At 48.1% G+C, this 17,973-nt stretch carries 13 protein-coding genes, 2 rRNA genes and 1 other annotated feature; all 15 genes read left to right on the top strand.

Annotation, left to right across the window (positions count from 1 at the left end):
* Positions 1–61: 61 nt before the first annotated feature.
* Entirely contained in the window at positions 62–1,312 is a 1,251-nt protein-coding gene (locus tag MKY66_RS23545) for an Rne/Rng family ribonuclease (RefSeq protein ID WP_036605911.1), read from the top strand.
* A gap of 56 nt (positions 1,313–1,368) precedes the next feature.
* Positions 1,369–1,453: a sequence feature (ribosomal protein L21 leader region), on the top strand.
* A gap of 14 nt (positions 1,454–1,467) precedes the next feature.
* On the top strand, positions 1,468–1,779 hold the full coding sequence (rplU, locus tag MKY66_RS23540) for a 50S ribosomal protein L21 (RefSeq protein WP_017692620.1): 312 nt from the start codon (positions 1,468–1,470) through the stop codon (positions 1,777–1,779).
* A gap of 14 nt (positions 1,780–1,793) precedes the next feature.
* Positions 1,794–2,123 carry a ribosomal-processing cysteine protease Prp gene (locus MKY66_RS23535; RefSeq protein ID WP_036605912.1) on the top strand — a complete coding sequence of 110 codons (330 nt, stop codon included), beginning with the start codon at positions 1,794–1,796 and terminating at the stop codon, positions 2,121–2,123.
* A 23-nt stretch (positions 2,124–2,146) separates the two neighbouring features.
* Positions 2,147–2,458, top strand: a complete 312-nt coding sequence (rpmA, locus tag MKY66_RS23530; RefSeq protein ID WP_017692622.1) for a 50S ribosomal protein L27 — start codon at positions 2,147–2,149, stop codon at positions 2,456–2,458.
* 90 nt (positions 2,459–2,548) lie between these two features.
* The gene (locus tag MKY66_RS23525; RefSeq protein ID WP_256704389.1) at positions 2,549–3,346 is read left to right on the top strand and encodes a Spo0B domain-containing protein; all 798 of its coding nucleotides are present in this window, start codon (positions 2,549–2,551) and stop codon (positions 3,344–3,346) included.
* Positions 3,347–3,363: 17 nt separating this feature from the next.
* On the top strand, positions 3,364–4,674 hold the full coding sequence (obgE, locus tag MKY66_RS23520) for a GTPase ObgE (protein ID WP_076216952.1): 1,311 nt from the start codon (positions 3,364–3,366) through the stop codon (positions 4,672–4,674).
* A gap of 229 nt (positions 4,675–4,903) precedes the next feature.
* Positions 4,904–5,341 carry an ACT domain-containing protein gene (locus MKY66_RS23515; protein WP_017692625.1) on the top strand — a complete coding sequence of 146 codons (438 nt, stop codon included), beginning with the start codon at positions 4,904–4,906 and terminating at the stop codon, positions 5,339–5,341.
* A gap of 58 nt (positions 5,342–5,399) precedes the next feature.
* Positions 5,400–6,686 (top strand): homoserine dehydrogenase, encoded by a 1,287-nt coding sequence (locus tag MKY66_RS23510; RefSeq protein ID WP_017692626.1) that lies wholly within the window; start codon positions 5,400–5,402, stop codon positions 6,684–6,686.
* Positions 6,687–6,801: 115 nt separating this feature from the next.
* Complete coding sequence (thrC, locus tag MKY66_RS23505; RefSeq protein WP_036605915.1) at positions 6,802–7,872, top strand: threonine synthase; 1,071 nt, start codon at positions 6,802–6,804, stop codon at positions 7,870–7,872.
* The gene (gene thrB, locus MKY66_RS23500) at positions 7,869–8,837 is read left to right on the top strand and encodes a homoserine kinase (RefSeq protein ID WP_076216953.1); all 969 of its coding nucleotides are present in this window, start codon (positions 7,869–7,871) and stop codon (positions 8,835–8,837) included. Before thrC ends, thrB begins: the two co-directional genes overlap by 4 nt.
* Positions 8,834–9,706 (top strand): prephenate dehydratase, encoded by an 873-nt coding sequence (gene pheA / locus MKY66_RS23495; RefSeq protein WP_076216954.1) that lies wholly within the window; start codon positions 8,834–8,836, stop codon positions 9,704–9,706. Before thrB ends, pheA begins: the two co-directional genes overlap by 4 nt.
* A gap of 148 nt (positions 9,707–9,854) precedes the next feature.
* Positions 9,855–10,739 carry a branched-chain-amino-acid transaminase gene (gene ilvE / locus MKY66_RS23490; protein ID WP_017692630.1) on the top strand — a complete coding sequence of 295 codons (885 nt, stop codon included), beginning with the start codon at positions 9,855–9,857 and terminating at the stop codon, positions 10,737–10,739.
* Positions 10,740–10,934: 195 nt separating this feature from the next.
* Positions 10,935–12,563, top strand: a complete 1,629-nt coding sequence (locus tag MKY66_RS23485; protein ID WP_076216955.1) for a LysM peptidoglycan-binding domain-containing protein — start codon at positions 10,935–10,937, stop codon at positions 12,561–12,563.
* A 549-nt stretch (positions 12,564–13,112) separates the two neighbouring features.
* Positions 13,113–14,665, top strand: a 16S ribosomal RNA gene (locus MKY66_RS23480).
* Between the two features lie 310 nt (positions 14,666–14,975).
* Positions 14,976–17,903: ribosomal RNA gene (locus tag MKY66_RS23475) — 23S ribosomal RNA — on the top strand.
* The 16S and 23S rRNA genes sit together here, the layout of an rRNA operon.
* Positions 17,904–17,973: the final 70 nt, after the last annotated feature.

The raw sequence follows: 17,973 nt of genomic DNA, 5'->3' as shown, positions 1-17,973 counted from the left end.
AGAATTGAAAAGATACTGAAATGGATGTGGATGATTTGAATTGTCTTCTAGAGGTGAAGCCATGAAACAAATGATAGTACATAATGAACATAACCTCATGCAAATGGCGCTTCTGGAAGAAGGCAAAGCTGTGGAATTTACGGCAGAGCGTACACGCGATCGTGGACTGCTGGGTTCCTTTTTCAAGGGACGGGTCGTGAATGTGTTACCAGGTATGCAAGCTGCTTTTGTGGATATCGGTCAGAAAAAGAATGCGTTTCTCTATGTGGACGATGTGTTGCATCCCCATCTGGAGAAACAGCCCAAGGTGAAGCCTTCCATCTCGGAGTTGCTTCGTCCGGGTCAGGAAGTCATTGTTCAGGTTCTGAAAGAACCGGTAGGAGGCAAGGGAGCCCGGGTGACGACTCATTATTCACTCCCGGGCCGTTGGCTTGTCTACATGCCTGTTGCTGATTATGTAGCGGTATCCAAGAAAATTGCCCGTGAAGGGGATCGTTCCCGTCTTAAGGCACTTGGGGAGCAACTGAGGCGGGATGAAGAAGGACTTATTATTCGGACCGTATCTGGAGAAGAGCAGCATGAAGCCATTAAGTCGGACTTGGAAACATTACGCGCGCAGTGGTATCTGATTCGTGAAAAAGCGGACAGTTTGCCTTCACCAAGCCTCTTGCATAGGGATCATAGCATGGTACAGCGAATCATCAGAGATGTGTATACGCCAGGGAGTGACGAAGTCATCACTGATAGTGAAGGACAAGCCCGTGAGGTAAAAGCATTGCTCGAAGAGATTAGTCCTGGTCATCAACCCAAAGTACAGGTGTATCGGGGAACAGAATCCATCTTTGCTGCCTATGGTGTGCAGGAACAGTTGAATAAGGATTTTGCCCGGAAAGTGTGGTTGCCCGGAGGCGGATACATTGTTATTGATCATACCGAAGCTCTGACTGTAGTGGATGTGAACACGGGTAAATATACGGGAGCTGGCGGTGACAGTCTGGAAGAGACCGTGACAGAGACCAACATACAGGCAGCAGTGGAGATTGCCCGTCTAATGCGCCTGCGGGATATCGGTGGCATGATTATTGTCGACTTCATTGATATGGAGGAAGCTTCGAATCGGCATGAAGTCGCAGCAACCTTGGAGGGTGAGCTCAAGAAGGATCGGACCAAAGCGTTTGTAATGGGTTGGACCAAACTGGGTTTGCTCGAACTTACCCGTAAGAAAGTGCGGGAAGAAAGTACGTTGCCCTATGTGGAGCCGTGTTCTTCCTGCCATGGAACGGGAAAAAGATATATTTCACCTTTGCATTGATTTTTGATATATTGCGTGATATAATCTTCAAGTATGTGTTTAGCCTAATGGTCTTGCACATGCTGTAACCGCACTGGCCGGGTATAAGAACAGTTCCGCAAGGACACTGTCACCTGAGAACGGGCGAGTCTGAGACATGAGGAGGTGCAAGGCAAATGTACGCAATTATTGAAACAGGCGGCAAACAGTACAAAGTCCAAGAGGGCGATGTTCTGTTCATCGAGAAATTGACTGCGAACGATGGCGAAAGCGTAACGTTCGACCGTGTCCTGGCTGTATCTAACGATCAAGGTTTGACAGCAGGTACACCATTGATTTCCGGAGCTACTGTAACGGCTAAAGTGGAGAAACATGGCAAAGGACAAAAGGTTATCGTATACAAATACAAACCTAAAAAGAACTACCATGTGAAGCAAGGTCACCGTCAACCGTACACTAAAGTAACTATCGAAACAATCAAAGCGTAAAGAAGGTGCGATAAGTGATTATCGTTCAAATCTTTCGTGATGAGGACGGGAACATCGAACGTTTTTCCATTGAAGGGCATGCTAATTTTGCCAAGCGGGGAGAAGACATCGTATGTGCCGGGGTATCCGCTGTTACAGTGGGTACGGTGAACTCGATTGAAACATTGACCGGTGTCGAAATGGATGCCAAGATGAAGAATGGCTTTTTAAGCGGTTCTTTACCTTTGTTAGAGAGAGGGGAAACCTGGTCCCAGGTACAATTGTTACTCGAATCCATGGTGGTTATGCTCTCTAATATTGCAGAGTCATACGGGAAGTATATTAAAATACAGCAATTCAAATAAGCAAAGAAGGAGGACAACCAATCATGTTGAAATTAAATCTTCAGTTATTCGCATCGAAAAAAGGTGTAGGTTCCACGAAGAACGGACGTGACAGTAATGCTCAACGTCTGGGTGTTAAACGTGCTGATGGTCAAACTGTAACTGGTGGTAGCATTCTCGTTCGCCAACGCGGAACGAAAATTCACCCAGGAACTAACGTTGGCATCGGTAAAGATGACACTTTGTTCGCGAAAATCGACGGCGTTGTAAAATTCGAACGTTGGGGACGCGATCGCAAAAAAGTAAGCATCTATCCTGTTAATGTTGCTCCTGTAGCAGCAGCAGTAGAAGCGTAATATCGGCATTCCGCCTAAGGAGCCTTCGGCATTTTTGCCGAAGGTTTTTTGTATTCAACGGTTATTCGATAATGAACTGGCAGAAAAGACATGTTATACTTGGTTACGGTGGGTGTAGACCAACCGAGTTTTGTAGAACGGGGAGAAGCCATGAAATCTTGGAAAAGAGTGCCGTGGATTGCGGCATGTTCACTTCTGATTCCTTTGGTTTTCGTTATGTTGTATCCGGCGATGATCTCAAGCGTCGTGTGCGCATTGTGGTCCGTCGCAGTATTGCTCATTTCTGTGAATGCGATGAAGAAACAGGCGGAGGCGGAACGCAGAGCCATCATACAATCCATGGAAAAAACAGCAATCGCTTCATTAAATCATCATCGACACGACTGGATGAACGACCTTCAGGTGTTATATGGATATCTTCGGCTGGGCAAACTTGATAAATCCTTGCAATGTGTGGAAAGAATAAAAGAGCGGGTTACAGAAGAAAGCCGAATCTCCAGATTAGGCATTCCTTCCCTCGTATTTTATCTTCAGTCTTTTCGCGCCAGTGGAATTGCGCTGGACTTGCATGTGGAAATAGAAGATGAGTTGCAGCTTAGTGCTCTGGTCTCTCCCGAGGATGGCGAGTCACTTACCGGGGCGATTGCGGATGCAATCAGGGCCTATCAATATGGCGGCGGCCGGTCTTCTTGGGGAGAGGTTCGCAAACTGACCTTAAACTTCGGACAGGATCATGGAGATGTGGTTGTCCGACTGGATGGGGATCAAACACCCGATCCGGAAACACTGCGGCAGCTTTCTGCCGTACTCAAAGGAAAAAAAGTCAGAACGGAGCAGTTTCCGTCTGAGGATACGTTTATACAATTCAGAATGCCGTGTGGAATATAGGAAGAAGGGGTTAACCAATGTTTGTAGATAAAGCGAAGATTTATGTAAAAGCCGGAGACGGAGGGGACGGAATTATTTCGTTCCGTCGTGAGAAATATGTACCAAACGGCGGACCTGCCGGGGGCGATGGAGGCAGAGGAGCTGACATCATTTTCCGTGTGGATGAAGGTTTGCGGACGTTGATGGATTTTCGTTACCAGCGTCACTTCAAGGCCCCACGTGGTGAGAAGGGACGTAATAAGAGTCAGCATGGTGCAAACGCGGAGAACATGATTGTGCGCATTCCACCAGGAACTATCATCTTGGATGAAGACAGTGGAGAAGTATTGGCGGATATGACACGTCACGGTCAACAGGTTGTTATTGCTCGTGGTGGACGGGGCGGACGAGGGAACATCCGATTTGCCACGCCGAACAACCCAGCCCCTGAACTTGCTGAGAACGGTGAAGAAGGACAAGAGCGTTACATCGTACTCGAACTGAAAGTTATGGCAGATGTTGGTCTGGTTGGTTTCCCGAGTGTCGGGAAATCCACATTGCTTTCTGTCGTTTCGTCAGCCAAGCCAAAGATCGGTGCATACCATTTCACAACCATTACACCGAATCTGGGTGTAGTCGGTGTAGGAGAAGGCCGAAGCTTTGTCATGGCCGATTTGCCTGGACTGATTGAAGGTGCGCATGAAGGTGTCGGACTGGGACATGAGTTCCTGCGTCATGTCGAGCGTACTCGTATTATTGTTCATGTCGTAGATATGTCGGGTTCGGAAGGACGCGATCCTTTTGAAGACTGGCAGAAAATCAATGACGAATTGAAGTTGTACAATCCGCTTCTCGCCGAGAGAACGCAAATTGTAGCAGCTAACAAGATGGATATGCCAGACTCTGAAGCGAACCTGGAGCAGTTTTTACAGCAAGTTCGTGAAGTTCAGCCTGATATTGAAGTGATGCCAATTTCATCCTTGACCCGGAAAGGGATTCAAGAACTTCTGTATCGTGCAGCTGATCTGCTGGATCAGGTTCCAGACGAGCGAGTGGTTGAAGAGGTAGCAGATGTATCTGAACGTAAAGTATACAGTCTGGACAAAAAAGAAGACGATGGTTTCAAAATTGTGCGTGAGAACGAAATGTTCGTTGTTGAAAGTGCCAAGATTGACCGCATGATGAAACGGATGCAATTGAACTCACATGAAGCTATACTGAAACTCGCACGTACACTGCGTTATATGGGTGTGGACGCTGAGTTGCGTAAGCGTGGAGCTGTAGAAGGCACCATCGTGCGTATTGGAGACTTTGAATTCGAATTCGTGGAAGGCAGCAGTTACTACTAAGTAGCCGTCTTCCGTGGAGAGACAGATCGATATAGGAACGCAGAGAAGTGGGAAGTTGACCCGCAACTCTGCGTTTTTTTTGTTTTTTCCTGACATGGAAGAGGGATAAACTTGTATACTGTGAGGAACGTATTTCAAAAAATAGGCGTGTCATGTATTGCCCTTTTGTCATAGATCCTATATAATGTCCACTATATGAATACATGAGTCTTTGAGGAGAGGACGTTCTGTGAACGAACGCTATTACTTAGTACGGGAAGATATTTTACCAGAGGCAGTGGTGAAGACCATGCAGGTCAAAGAACTACTGGCTTCTGGTGATGTTAAAACAGTGCATGAGGCGGTTGAACAGGTCGGATTAAGCCGGAGTGCCTTTTACAAGTACAAGGATGGGATTCATCTGATCAACCAGCTTGAGCGCGAGAGAATTGTAACGATCTCCATTGATCTGGAGCATCAGTCAGGGATCTTGTCTCGTGTGCTTGGACATGTAGCTGGTTATGGAGCTAATGTACTCACGATTAATCAGAGTATCCCGCTTCAGGGAAGAGCCAATGTTGTCATTTCGGTGGAAACAACACATCTTCATGGCGAAATTGGTGAAATGCTGGATCGAATGCAAGATATGCCTGGCGTAAGACGTACGCGTATTGTAGGCCAAGGGTAATTAGGCTTTAACATACAGGACTGACAGACAAGAATAGACATTAGGGGGTAGATCGTTAGTGAAACCAGTAAAAGTCGGATTGTTGGGTCTGGGAACTGTCGGAACGGGAGTTGTTCGCATTGTGGAAGGGAATCAGGAGGATCTGAGCAGTCAGGTTGGATCGCCGATTGTCATCGAGAAGATCGCAGTGAAAAATACAGAGAAAGAACGTGTTATTGCTGTAGACCGTGCCAAGCTTACGGAAGATCCTTGGGAAGTCATTCGTCATCCGGATATTGACGTCATCGTTGAAGTCATGGGCGGCATTGATCAGACGAAGGAGTATATTCTTGAAGCGTTGGAACGTGGGAAACATATTGTAACAGCGAACAAAGATCTCATGGCACTGCATGGTACAGAGATTTTGGCAAAGGCGCAGGAAAAACAATGTGACGTGTTCTATGAAGCGAGTGTTGCTGGAGGGATTCCGATCATTCGTACGCTGATTGAAGGTTTCTCTTCTGATCGGATTACCCGCATTATGGGGATTGTGAACGGAACAACGAACTTTATTCTGACCAAAATGAGTCAAGAAGGTGCATCCTATGAAGAAGTACTGGCTGAAGCACAGGCTCTGGGATATGCCGAATCCGATCCAACTTCCGATGTGGAGGGACTTGACGCAGCTCGCAAAATGGCCATATTGAGTACACTCGGTTTCCGCACCAATGTGGAGTTGAAGGATGTAACCGTTAAAGGAATATCCTCCGTAACTCGTGAAGACATTATGTATGCCAAAAGACTGGGATATGAGATGAAGTTACTTGGTATTGCGGACCGTATTGGCGATGAGATCACGATCAGTGTTCAGCCGACTATGGTTAGACAGAATCACCCGATTGCTTCAGTCAACGGTGTGTTCAACGCAGTATATGTACACGGTGAAGCTGTAGGGGAGACGATGTTCTATGGTGCAGGTGCGGGAGAACTCCCAACGGCAACTTCGGTTGTAGCTGACATTGTGGCGGTTACCAAAAACCTTAAACTTGGCGTGAACGGTCTCAAAGCAATTGTGCCTTATAAGATTAAGCGACTGCAAAGCGACGAGCAGATCGTGTCGAAAAACTTTATTTTACTACACGTAGACGACAAAGCCGGTGTATTGGCACAAATCACACAAATTTTCGCAGAGTATGATGTCAGTCTGGCGTCGGTTGTTCAACAGCCGAATGAGCACAACCCGGATGCCGAGATCATTATCGTTACACATAATGCAAGTAAGGCAAGCATGGATAAAGTGTTAAAACATTTTGAATCACTCAGCGTCATTCGCCGCATTAAGAGTGTCTACCGGGTCGAAGGATAAGTGTCCGTATCCCATACGGCATCTCAATTATTTCAGTTATTACGTACAAGTTAATCATATCCGGTTCAACAGGTCATCATTTCAGATTATTAAAACATAAAGGAGTTTACCCACAATGAGATATCAAGGACTTTTGCAAACGTACAGAGAGCACCTTCCAGTTAATGAAAATACCCCCCTGCTTACGCTTCAGGAAGGAAATACACCGTTGATTCATGCAGAGAATCTGTCTGAGGAGCTCGGTTTGAATGTTTACTTCAAATACGAAGGTTTGAACCCTACGGGATCTTTCAAAGACCGCGGTATGGTTATGGCAGTTGCCAAAGCTATGGAAGAGGGCAGCCGTACGATCATGTGTGCATCCACAGGTAATACGTCAGCAGCTGCAGCGGCCTATGCCGCACGTGGTGGCCTCAATTGTATCGTACTGATCCCGAATAACAACATTGCACTGGGTAAACTGGCCCAAGCCATGATCTATGGAGCTAAAGTGATCGCGATTAATGGTAACTTTGACCGTGCACTGGAGATTGTGCGTGAGATCACAGCCAAACATCCAATCACGCTTGTAAACTCTGTGAATCCATTCCGGATTGAAGGACAGAAGACAGCGGCGTTTGAAGTTATTGAACAACTTGGCGAAGCGCCTGACGTTCTGGCTATCCCAGTCGGTAATGCGGGTAATATCTCGGCTTATTGGAAAGGCTTCAAAGAATATAAAGAGGCAGGTAAATCCAACACGCTTCCACGTATGGTTGGTTTCGAAGCAGAAGGTGCGATGGCCATTGTCAAAGGTGAGCCGATCCTTGAACCTGAAACGGTAGCAACAGCAATTCGAATCGGTAATCCGGCGAGCTGGAAAACGGCAGTAGCTGCAGCTGAGGAATCTGGTGGACAGATCAACTATGTAACAGATGAACAAATCCTGACAGCGTATCGTACACTTGCTTCTCGGGAAGGAATTTTTGCTGAACCTGCTTCTGCGGCTTCCCTTGCCGGTGTATACAAACTGAAGAGTGAAGGGTACTTTAAAGGCGGAGAGACTGTAGTTTGTGTACTGACAGGTAATGGCCTGAAAGATCCTAATATTGCGATCAAAACAGTAGCGACTGAGCCACTTGTTGTTGAAGATACGGAAGAAGCAGTAATGGCGGCCATTGCACAACTGGAGCAGCAATCTGTATGAGTTTGCGTGAAAAGGTAACCGTAAAAATACCTGCAAGCACAGCCAATCTCGGTCCGGGGTTTGATACCCTGGGCATGGCATTGTCTTTGTATGCCTGGTTGGAAATGAAACCTGCCGAGCAGACAACATTTCATCTTCACGGCAATCATTTGACAGGCCTGCCTACAGACAAATCGAATTTGATTTACGAAGTGGCACAGATGGTATTCAATGAAGCTGGGGTGTCCGTGCCTGAATTGGAAATCTCCATGTATTCCGATATTCCGCTTACGCGGGGACTCGGGAGTAGTGCATCAGCCATCGTTGGGGCATTGGCAGCGGCTAATGCATTAATTGGTGCTCCTTTATCCGATGCCAAGCTTCTGGATATGGCCACATCCCTCGAGAAACATCCTGATAATGTGGGAGCATCTCTGTATGGCGGTATTATTACGGCTGCATGGAATGGTCAACAGGTAGATCATATACGTATTGAACCACACCAGGATCTGCAGGCTTTGGTTATTGTACCTGAATTCCAGCTGTCTACTTCCAAAGCAAGGAATGTAATTCCAGAGCAATTTGGCATGTCTGATGTGGTGCATAACATTAGCAGATCTTCACTGCTCGTTGCCGCTTTGGCGAGTGGACGACTGGATATGATTCAGAAGGCGATGTCAGATCGAATTCACCAACCATATCGGGCATCATTGGTGCCAGGCATGGCTGAGATATTGGAACAAGCTGTTGATCATGGAGCGTTGGGAGCTGCCCTGAGCGGAGCTGGACCGACTGTATTGACTTTGGTAGATCGTCATGACACCCGAAAAGCGGGATTGGAACAATATTTGCTGGACACCATGGAGCGGGAGGGCATATCTGCTTCTGCACTGTGGCTCGATCCGGATTTGGACGGTGTAACCGTGCTGCCTGATCAAGACGAACGTCCTTTTCTGGACAGAATCAAAGGGGAAGTTAATGCATGAAACGAATTGCAGTATTACCTGAAGGCTCAGTCTCTCATGAGGCAATTGATTTCCTTTTCAACGGGGAACCATTAGACTTGCTTCATTCCAAGCTGATTTCGGATGTTTTTCGAGCAACGGATAGCGGGATTGCACAATACAGTGTCATTCCGATCGAAAATACCATTGAGGGTTCCGTTAGTCTTCATATGGACTGGCTTGTGAATGAAGTGGACATTCCGATGCAAGCAGAGTGGGTATACCCATCCATCCAGAATGTTATTGGACATGGTTCGGAATTTAAGACAGAGAGTGGCGATTATGACTTTGGTAGAATCACCAAGATTATGTCTCATCCTGTGGCTATTCCACAGTGTCAGAATTTTATTCGGCTGCATTCGCCTGGGGCGGAGCTTGAAGGTGTGAATAGTACAGCCGAAGCTGTAGAAATTGTGAAAAAAAATCCGGGTAAGGGCTGGGTGGCGATTGGTACAAAACTTGCTGCTCAGAAGCATGGTCTGGACATTATGGCTGAACGGGTTACAGATCATGACAACAACTACACCCGTTTTGTGCTCATCGGCCATGAACCTGTGAACATTCCACGTGAACCGGATCATGTAAAAACCAGCTTGCTGGTGACGTTGCCAGAAGATGCACCGGGTGCGTTGCATCAGGTATTGTCAGCTTTTGCATGGCGGAAGCTGAACTTGACCCGTCTCGAATCTCGTCCAACGAAGAAACGATTGGGCAGTTACTATTTTTACATTGATGTTGTGGAAACGGTCGATTCGGTATTGCTTACCGCAGCCATGGCAGAGATTGAAGCGTTGAATTGTCAGGTGCGTGTTCTGGGTAGCTATCCTTGTTATACATATCCTTCGAGATAATTGACCTGATGGTGTTTGGGAATGTTAGAAGGTTGTCATAAGTCGGGGTAGAATGAGCGAGTAATGGCTTGTCATTTGGTGTACAATGGACGGGTTAATAACGTTTCGGAGTACTGGGAATGGATATTTTATGGAGGTGCAGTCATCGGTGGCAGAACAATGGATCTATTTGGATGGTCAGTATGTGACCAAGGAGAACGCAACCGTTTCGGTATATGATCATGGATTTTTGTATGGAGACGGGATTTTCGAAGGTATTCGGATCTATAACGGAAATATTTTCAGATGTAAGGCCCACTTGGATCGTTTGTATGATTCGGCAAAATCCATTAGTTTGAACATTCCGCTGTCCATTGATGAGATGCTGGAAGTCATGGCTGAAACGGTGCGCCGCAATGATATGCGTAATGGTTATATTCGTCTTATTGTATCGCGCGGCCCTGGTAATCTGGGGTTGGACCCGTTACGTTGCCCTAAGGCATCCGTAATCATCATCGTGGAGCAATTGGCGATCTATCCGGAGGAAGCGTATCTTACTGGATTGAAAGCCGTGTCCGTATCCCAACGCCGGAACATTCCGGACGCATTGAATCCAAAAATTAAATCGTTGAACTATCTGAATAACATCCTGGTTAAAATCCAGTCTAACTATTCAGGTGCTGGTGAAGCAATCATGCTGAACTCCCAAGGTTACGTTACTGAGGGTTCAAGTGATAACATCTTCATCATCAAAAATGGTGTAGTGTACACGCCGCCTTGTTATCTCGGAGCACTTGAAGGGATTACACGTCAAGCGATTATCGATCTATGTGGCGAACTGGAGCTTGAATTAAAAGAAGTGCCATTCACCCTGCATGATGTGTATATCGCAGACGAAGTCTTTTTCACCGGGACAGCTGCAGAAGTTATCGCTGCATATGAAGTCGATGGAAGAACAATCGGCACGGGAGTAGCAGGTCCGGTAACGCTGAGACTGCTGGAAGCATTCCGTCAGATTGTTGACAAAGATGGATATAAAGTGTGGGAATCTTAAGTTAGAATTGCATAACATAGGGAACAGGAATCCTCCTTGTCCGATAAAATTCTGCATACCTGGTGTATGGGGATTTTAGAGACAGGAGGATTTTTTTTGTTTAGTTGATGTCATTAGCCCGGTTTCTGCATAGGATGTAGTAACGGTATGGGCGAATGTACTGCCCAAGTATGACGTCTAGGAGGTTAGTTCCCTGTGAAAATACACATGGTGAAAAAAGGCGACACATTATATCTGCTGTCCCAAAAATACAATGTAGCGCTGGACAAATTGATCGCGGCTAATCCGCAAATCACAAATCCCGACAAGTTGGATATTGGCATGAAGGTCAAAATCCCTGCCGAGCCAGTAACACCGAAGCCGGAGGGTGTGCTCCACAGTCACAAGGTGCAGCAAGGAGATTCGTTATGGAAGTTGGCACAAGCTTGGGGAGTTCCTTTAAAAGATATGATCAATGCCAATCCGCAGTTGAAAAATCCGAATGCTCTGCTGGTGGGGGAGACAGTTTATATTCCATCTATGCACGCACAAGGAAACAGCACATCTAATTCGGGTGCCGGCAACATTGCTGCTCATGAAAAGTTGTCACCTGAAGGTAAGGAATATACGGGAGTCAAAGAACCGGAGCCCCCGGCTCCAGTTACGCCAACTCCCCCTGCTCCGGTAGCAGAGGTTCCTGTTCCGGTCCCGGTGCCTGCTCCACCACCTGCCAATCCGGTAATGCCGAATGTAATGCCGGAACTGGAGGTACTGCCGCAGTTACCAGAGCTTCCTGAAGTGAAACCCGAAAAGGAGACACACAAAAAAGAAGAGGTTAAACCCGAAGTTCATGTAAAACCGGTAGCGGAATCCAAGAAATACACAATGCCTAATCTTTCGCCTGAAATTATGCCTTTGCCTGTAATGCCTAATACAAAGTCTCCAACTGAGGTTGCACCAGCAACGAAAAAGCCTTGTGGTTGTGGTAATAAGTTGCATCATGCACCAGCCGAACACCCTTATGTTCAAATCCCGGTTCCTGTACAAGAGGTGTACGGTGCTCAGCAAGACATGTACACGGCAGGAGCGAGTAACAATACGTCGTTTCCAGGGATTCCGGAAGTTAGTCCTTATAGTGGCAGTGATCTGCCTAACAGTCCGTGGACTGGCGCGGAGCAGGGTTATAACCACAATAACGTTATGCCGAATCTGTCCGCAGAAATGCAAAACAACTCATTTCCGATTGCGCCAGCTGGCGAAGTGAATAGTCCATTCCCAACGTATGTAGCACCTAGTCACATGAATCATCAGCCGCCTTTCATATCTCCATACTCAATGCTTCCGTACCCTCCATGCGGATGTGGCTCACATACACATATGCCTCAGTATACTTATCCTTCTCATGGTTATCAGGATCCGGCATGGAATATGTACGGTCCTTCGTACGGTATGCCGCCTGAAATGTCCACATCAACGATGCCAAACCAGCCTATTGAGTATGCTTATCAGAATCCGTACCCTACTCAGAACATGGTTCCCCCGTCCCCGCTTGGAGCATTTGGTGAAATGTATCCTTCTCAAGGGCAAGGGAAGGGTGGCAAAAAAGGGGGGCGTGAAGACGCTAACTTAAGTCAGGTAGCAATTGAAGAGGTTGGATCAGATTTGGAAGGGAAGTCGAAGCAAGCAGGGAATAAGCCGGCCGCTGCAAAACGCAGAACAACCAAGGCTCCTCTGAAAAATAAATCCAAGGTATCCGTGTCCGGGAAAACATCCAGAGAGGGTGCAGCTACTTCCACCCAACGGAAATCCGATAAAAAGCGTCGTAATCCATGGATACAAAACTAACCTAGCGCGGATTGCGATTGATGAAAAAGTCAGGTGCATGTTTTATTTAGTGGGAAGTCTGCTCTGTAATGGAGAGAGGCTTCCCGCTTTCCTTAATAAACATTGAGTTTCGCATTACGGAGATACAGCTGTTCTGGAAATGATAAAGAGCATTTTATTGAGAAGTTGTTGTAAACCTTTTCATAAATGTGTTAAAATATTTGTACCCTATGAGCGTAACCTATTATGATAGGACAAAATAGGGAACGGATATGGTAGCTTTAGCTAATACAAAACTACTAAAGAAAAGAAATGAAAAAAACTGTTGCATTACATTCAGCCGTATGATATATTATTTAAGTCGCCGCTGAAACACAGTGCTGACACGGGGAACACAAGAGATAATGAAATAAGTTTGATCTTTGAAAACTGAACAACGAGTGAGTTAACATTCTGCTTGCAGAATGAACGCGAAAGTTAGAGAAAAGCCTTGGCTTGAATCGACTGGAGCACAAATGAGATTTTTAATCTCGTCAGATTCAAAATGAGCTTATCGCTCTTTTCAATACTTTATTGGAGAGTTTGATCCTGGCTCAGGACGAACGCTGGCGGCATGCCTAATACATGCAAGTCGAGCGGACTTGAAGAGAAGCTTGCTTCTCTGATGGTTAGCGGCGGACGGGTGAGTAACACGTAGGTAACCTGCCCTCAAGTTTGGGACAACTACCGGAAACGGTAGCTAATACCGAATAGTTGTTTTCTTCGCCTGAAGGAAACTGGAAAGACGGAGCAATCTGTCACTTGGGGATGGGCCTGCGGCGCATTAGCTAGTTGGTGGGGTAACGGCTCACCAAGGCGACGATGCGTAGCCGACCTGAGAGGGTGATCGGCCACACTGGGACTGAGACACGGCCCAGACTCCTACGGGAGGCAGCAGTAGGGAATCTTCCGCAATGGGCGAAAGCCTGACGGAGCAATGCCGCGTGAGTGATGAAGGTTTTCGGATCGTAAAGCTCTGTTGCCAGGGAAGAACGCTTGGGAGAGTAACTGCTCTCAAGGTGACGGTACCTGAGAAGAAAGCCCCGGCTAACTACGTGCCAGCAGCCGCGGTAATACGTAGGGGGCAAGCGTTGTCCGGAATTATTGGGCGTAAAGCGCGCGCAGGCGGTCATTTAAGTCTGGTGTTTAATCCCGGGGCTCAACCCCGGATCGCACTGGAAACTGGGTGACTTGAGTGCAGAAGAGGAGAGTGGAATTCCACGTGTAGCGGTGAAATGCGTAGATATGTGGAGGAACACCAGTGGCGAAGGCGACTCTCTGGGCTGTAACTGACGCTGAGGCGCGAAAGCGTGGGGAGCAAACAGGATTAGATACCCTGGTAGTCCACGCCGTAAACGATGAGTGCTAGGTGTTAGGGGTTTCGATACCCTTGGTGCCGAAGTTAACACATTAAGCACTCCGCCTGGGGAGTACGGTCGCAAGACTGAAACTCAAAGGAATTGACGGGGACCCGCACAAGCAGTGGAGTATGTGGTTTAATTCGAAGCAACGCGAAGAACCTTACCAGGTCTTGACATCCCTCTGATCGATGCAGAGATGTATCTTTCCTTCGGGACAGAGGAGACAGGTGGTGCATGGTTGTCGTCAGCTCGTGTCGTGAGATGTTGGGTTAAGTCCCGCAACGAGCGCAACCCTTATATTTAGTTGCCAGCACTTTGGGTGGGCACTCTAGATAGACTGCCGGTGACAAACCGGAGGAAGGTGGGGATGACGTCAAATCATCATGCCCCTTATGACCTGGGCTACACACGTACTACAATGGCCGGTACAACGGGCTGCGAAATCGCGAGATGGAGCCAATCCCAACAAAGCCGGTCTCAGTTCGGATTGCAGGCTGCAACTCGCCTGCATGAAGTCGGAATTGCTAGTAATCGCGGATCAGCATGCCGCGGTGAATACGTTCCCGGGTCTTGTACACACCGCCCGTCACACCACGAGAGTTTATAACACCCGAAGTCGGTGGGGTAACCGCAAGGAGCCAGCCGCCGAAGGTGGGATAGATGATTGGGGTGAAGTCGTAACAAGGTAGCCGTATCGGAAGGTGCGGCTGGATCACCTCCTTTCTATGGAGAATCGTTTCCTGCAACGGAAACATTCAAATATGCAGCTTAGCTGCAAAACACTCACTCGTTGTTCGGTTTTGAGAGCTCAAACTCTCAAACAGCTTGCTTTTGCATGGAGCTTGTTCTTTGAAAACTAGATATCGAAACGAAACAAACGCGAATTAGAACATTCCTTTTTAACTGAACTTGTGCAAACAAGTTCAGTGTATAAAGGTAGTTAAATTGCTTTTGTGATGGTATCGGGTGAGAGCGACTTTTGGCTTTGCGCAAGCAAAACAAGGGAAGCGAGCGACCGAAACCGGAACAAAATGGTTAAGCTACTAAGAGCACACGGAGGATGCCTAGGCGCTAGGAGCCGATGAAGGACGTGGCGAACAACGAAACTGCCTCGGGGAGCTGTAAGCAAGCTTTGATCCGGGGGTGTCCGAATGGGGAAACCCAGCTGGGGTAATTTCCAGTTACTCACAACTGAATACATAGGTTGTGTAGAGGCATACCAGGGGAACTGAAACATCTAAGTACCCTGAGGAAGAGAAAACAATAGTGATTCCGTCAGTAGCGGCGAGCGAACGCGGAGAAGCCCAAACCAGAGAGCTTGCTCTTTGGGGTTGTGGGACGTCTCACATGGAGTTACAAAGGAACCGGTTAAGCGAAGAGGTCTGGAAAGGCCCGCCAAAGAAGGTAAAAGCCCTGTAGTTGAAAGTCTGTTCCCTCCGAGACGGATCCCGAGTAGTGCGGGGCACGTGAAACCCCGTATGAATCCGGCAGGACCATCTGCCAAGGCTAAATACTTCCTAGCGACCGATAGTGAAGCAGTACCGTGAGGGAAAGGTGAAAAGCACCCCGGAAGGGGAGTGAAATAGAACCTGAAACCGTGTGCTTACAAAAAGTCAGAGCCCGTTTTAGGGGTGATGGCGTGCCTTTTGTAGAATGAACCGGCGAGTTACGTTCCCGTGCAAGGTTAAGGTGAAGAGCCGGAGCCGCAGCGAAAGCGAGTCTGAATAGGGCGACATAGTACGTGGACGTAGACCCGAAACCGGGTGATCTACCCCTGTCCAGGGTGAAGGTGCGGTAACACGCACTGGAGGCCCGAACCCACGCATGTTGAAAAATGCGGGGATGAGGTGGGGGTAGCGGAGAAATTCCAATCGAACTCGGAGATAGCTGGTTCTCCCCGAAATAGCTTTAGGGCTAGCCTCGGAAAACAGAGTCGTGGAGGTAGAGCACTGATTGGGTGCGGGGCCCGCAAGGGTTACCAAGCTCAGTCAAACTCCGAATGCCATAGACTTACTTCCGGGAGTCAGACAGTGAGTGCTAAGATCCATTGTCAAAAGGGAAACAGCCCAGACCATCAGCTAAGGTCCCCAAGTGTGTGTTAAGTGGGAAAGGATGTGGAGTTGCACAGACAACCAGGATGTTGGCTTAGAAGCAGCCATCATTGAAAGAGTGCGTAATAGCTCACTGGTCGAGTGACTCTGCGCCGAAAATGTAACGGGGCTAAACACACCACCGAAGCTATGGCTTGATGCTTTGCATCAGGGGTAGGGGAGCGTTGTATAAGGGTTGAAGGTGTACCGTAAGGAGCGCTGGACATTATACAAGTGAGAATGCCGGTATGAGTAACGAAAAGATCAGTGAGAATCTGATCCGCCGAAAGCCTAAGGGTTCCTGAGGAAGGCTCGTCCGCTCAGGGTAAGTCGGGACCTAAGGCGAGGCCGAAAGGCGTAGTCGAAGGACAACAGGTCGAAATTCCTGTACCACCGTAAGCCGTTATGAGCAATGGGGGGACGCAGTAGGGTAGTGACGCGGACTGATGGATGTCCGTCTAAGCAGTAAGGCTGATGTGTAGGCAAATCCGCACATTGTAAGGCTGAGCTGTGATGGGGAGCGAAAATTATAGTAGCGAAGGTCATGATCTCACACTGCCAAGAAAAGCCTCTAGCCAGGTGATGGTGCCCGTACCGCAAACCGACACAGGTAGGCGAGAAGAGTATTCTAAGGCGCGCGGAAGAACTCTCGTTAAGGAACTCGGCAAAATGACCCCGTAACTTCGGGAGAAGGGGTGCCCCGGTAGTGTGAATAGCACGAGGGGGCCGCAGTGAAAAGGCCCAAGCGACTGTTTAGCAAAAACACAGGTCTGTGCGAAGCCGTAAGGCGAAGTATACGGGCTGACGCCTGCCCGGTGCTGGAAGGTTAAGGGGAGTGGTTAGGGAGTAATCCCGAAGCTGTGAACCGAAGCCCCAGTAAACGGCGGCCGTAACTATAACGGTCCTAAGGTAGCGAAATTCCTTGTCAGGTAAATTCTGACCCGCACGAATGGCGTAACGACTTGGGCGCTGTCTCAACGAGAGATCCGGTGAAATTTTAATACCTGTGAAGATGCAGGTTACCCGCGACAAGACGGAAAGACCCCATGGAGCTTTACTGCAGCTTGATATTGAATTTGGGTACGATCTGTACAGGATAGGTGGGAGCCTTTGAAACGTGAGCGCCAGCTTGCGTGGAGGCAACGTTGGGATACCACCCTGATCGTATCTAGGTTCTAACCTGGTACCGTAATCCGGTGCGGGGACAGTGTCAGGTGGGCAGTTTGACTGGGGCGGTCGCCTCCTAAAGAGTAACGGAGGCGCCCAAAGGTTCCCTCAGAATGGTTGGAAATCATTCGAAGAGTGCAAAGGCATAAGGGAGCTTGACTGCGAGACCTACAAGTCGAGCAGGGACGAAAGTCGGGCTTAGTGATCCGGTGGTACCGCATGGAAGGGCCATCGCTCAACGGATAAAAGCTACCCTGGGGATAACAGGCTTATCTCCCCCAAGAGTCCACATCGACGGGGAGGTTTGGCACCTCGATGTCGGCTCATCGCATCCTGGGGCTGAAGTAGGTCCCAAGGGTTGGGCTGTTCGCCCATTAAAGCGGTACGCGAGCTGGGTTCAGAACGTCGTGAGACAGTTCGGTCCCTATCTGTCGTGGGCGTAGGAAATTTGAGAGGAGCTGTCCTTAGTACGAGAGGACCGGGATGGACGTACCGCTGGTGTACCAGTTGTTCCGCCAGGAGCACCGCTGGGTAGCTATGTACGGACGGGATAAACGCTGAAAGCATCTAAGCGTGAAGCCCCCCTCAAGATGAGATTTCCCAGTATGTAAGACCCCTTGAAGACGACGAGGTAGATAGGCTGGGGGTGGAAGTGCAGCAATGCATGGAGCTGACCAGTACTAATCGGTCGAGGGCTTATCCAATAGCAAGTTGTAAATCGCATGTTTCGTTTCGAATCTAGTTTTCAGAGAACAACAACTCTGAAATGTAAGC

This window comes from Paenibacillus sp. FSL R5-0766, from assembly GCF_037971845.1.
Lineage (GTDB): Bacteria > Bacillota > Bacilli > Paenibacillales > Paenibacillaceae > Paenibacillus.
Note: the sequence above shows the minus strand (reverse complement) of the source record. Positions and strands in the feature narration are given on the sequence as shown.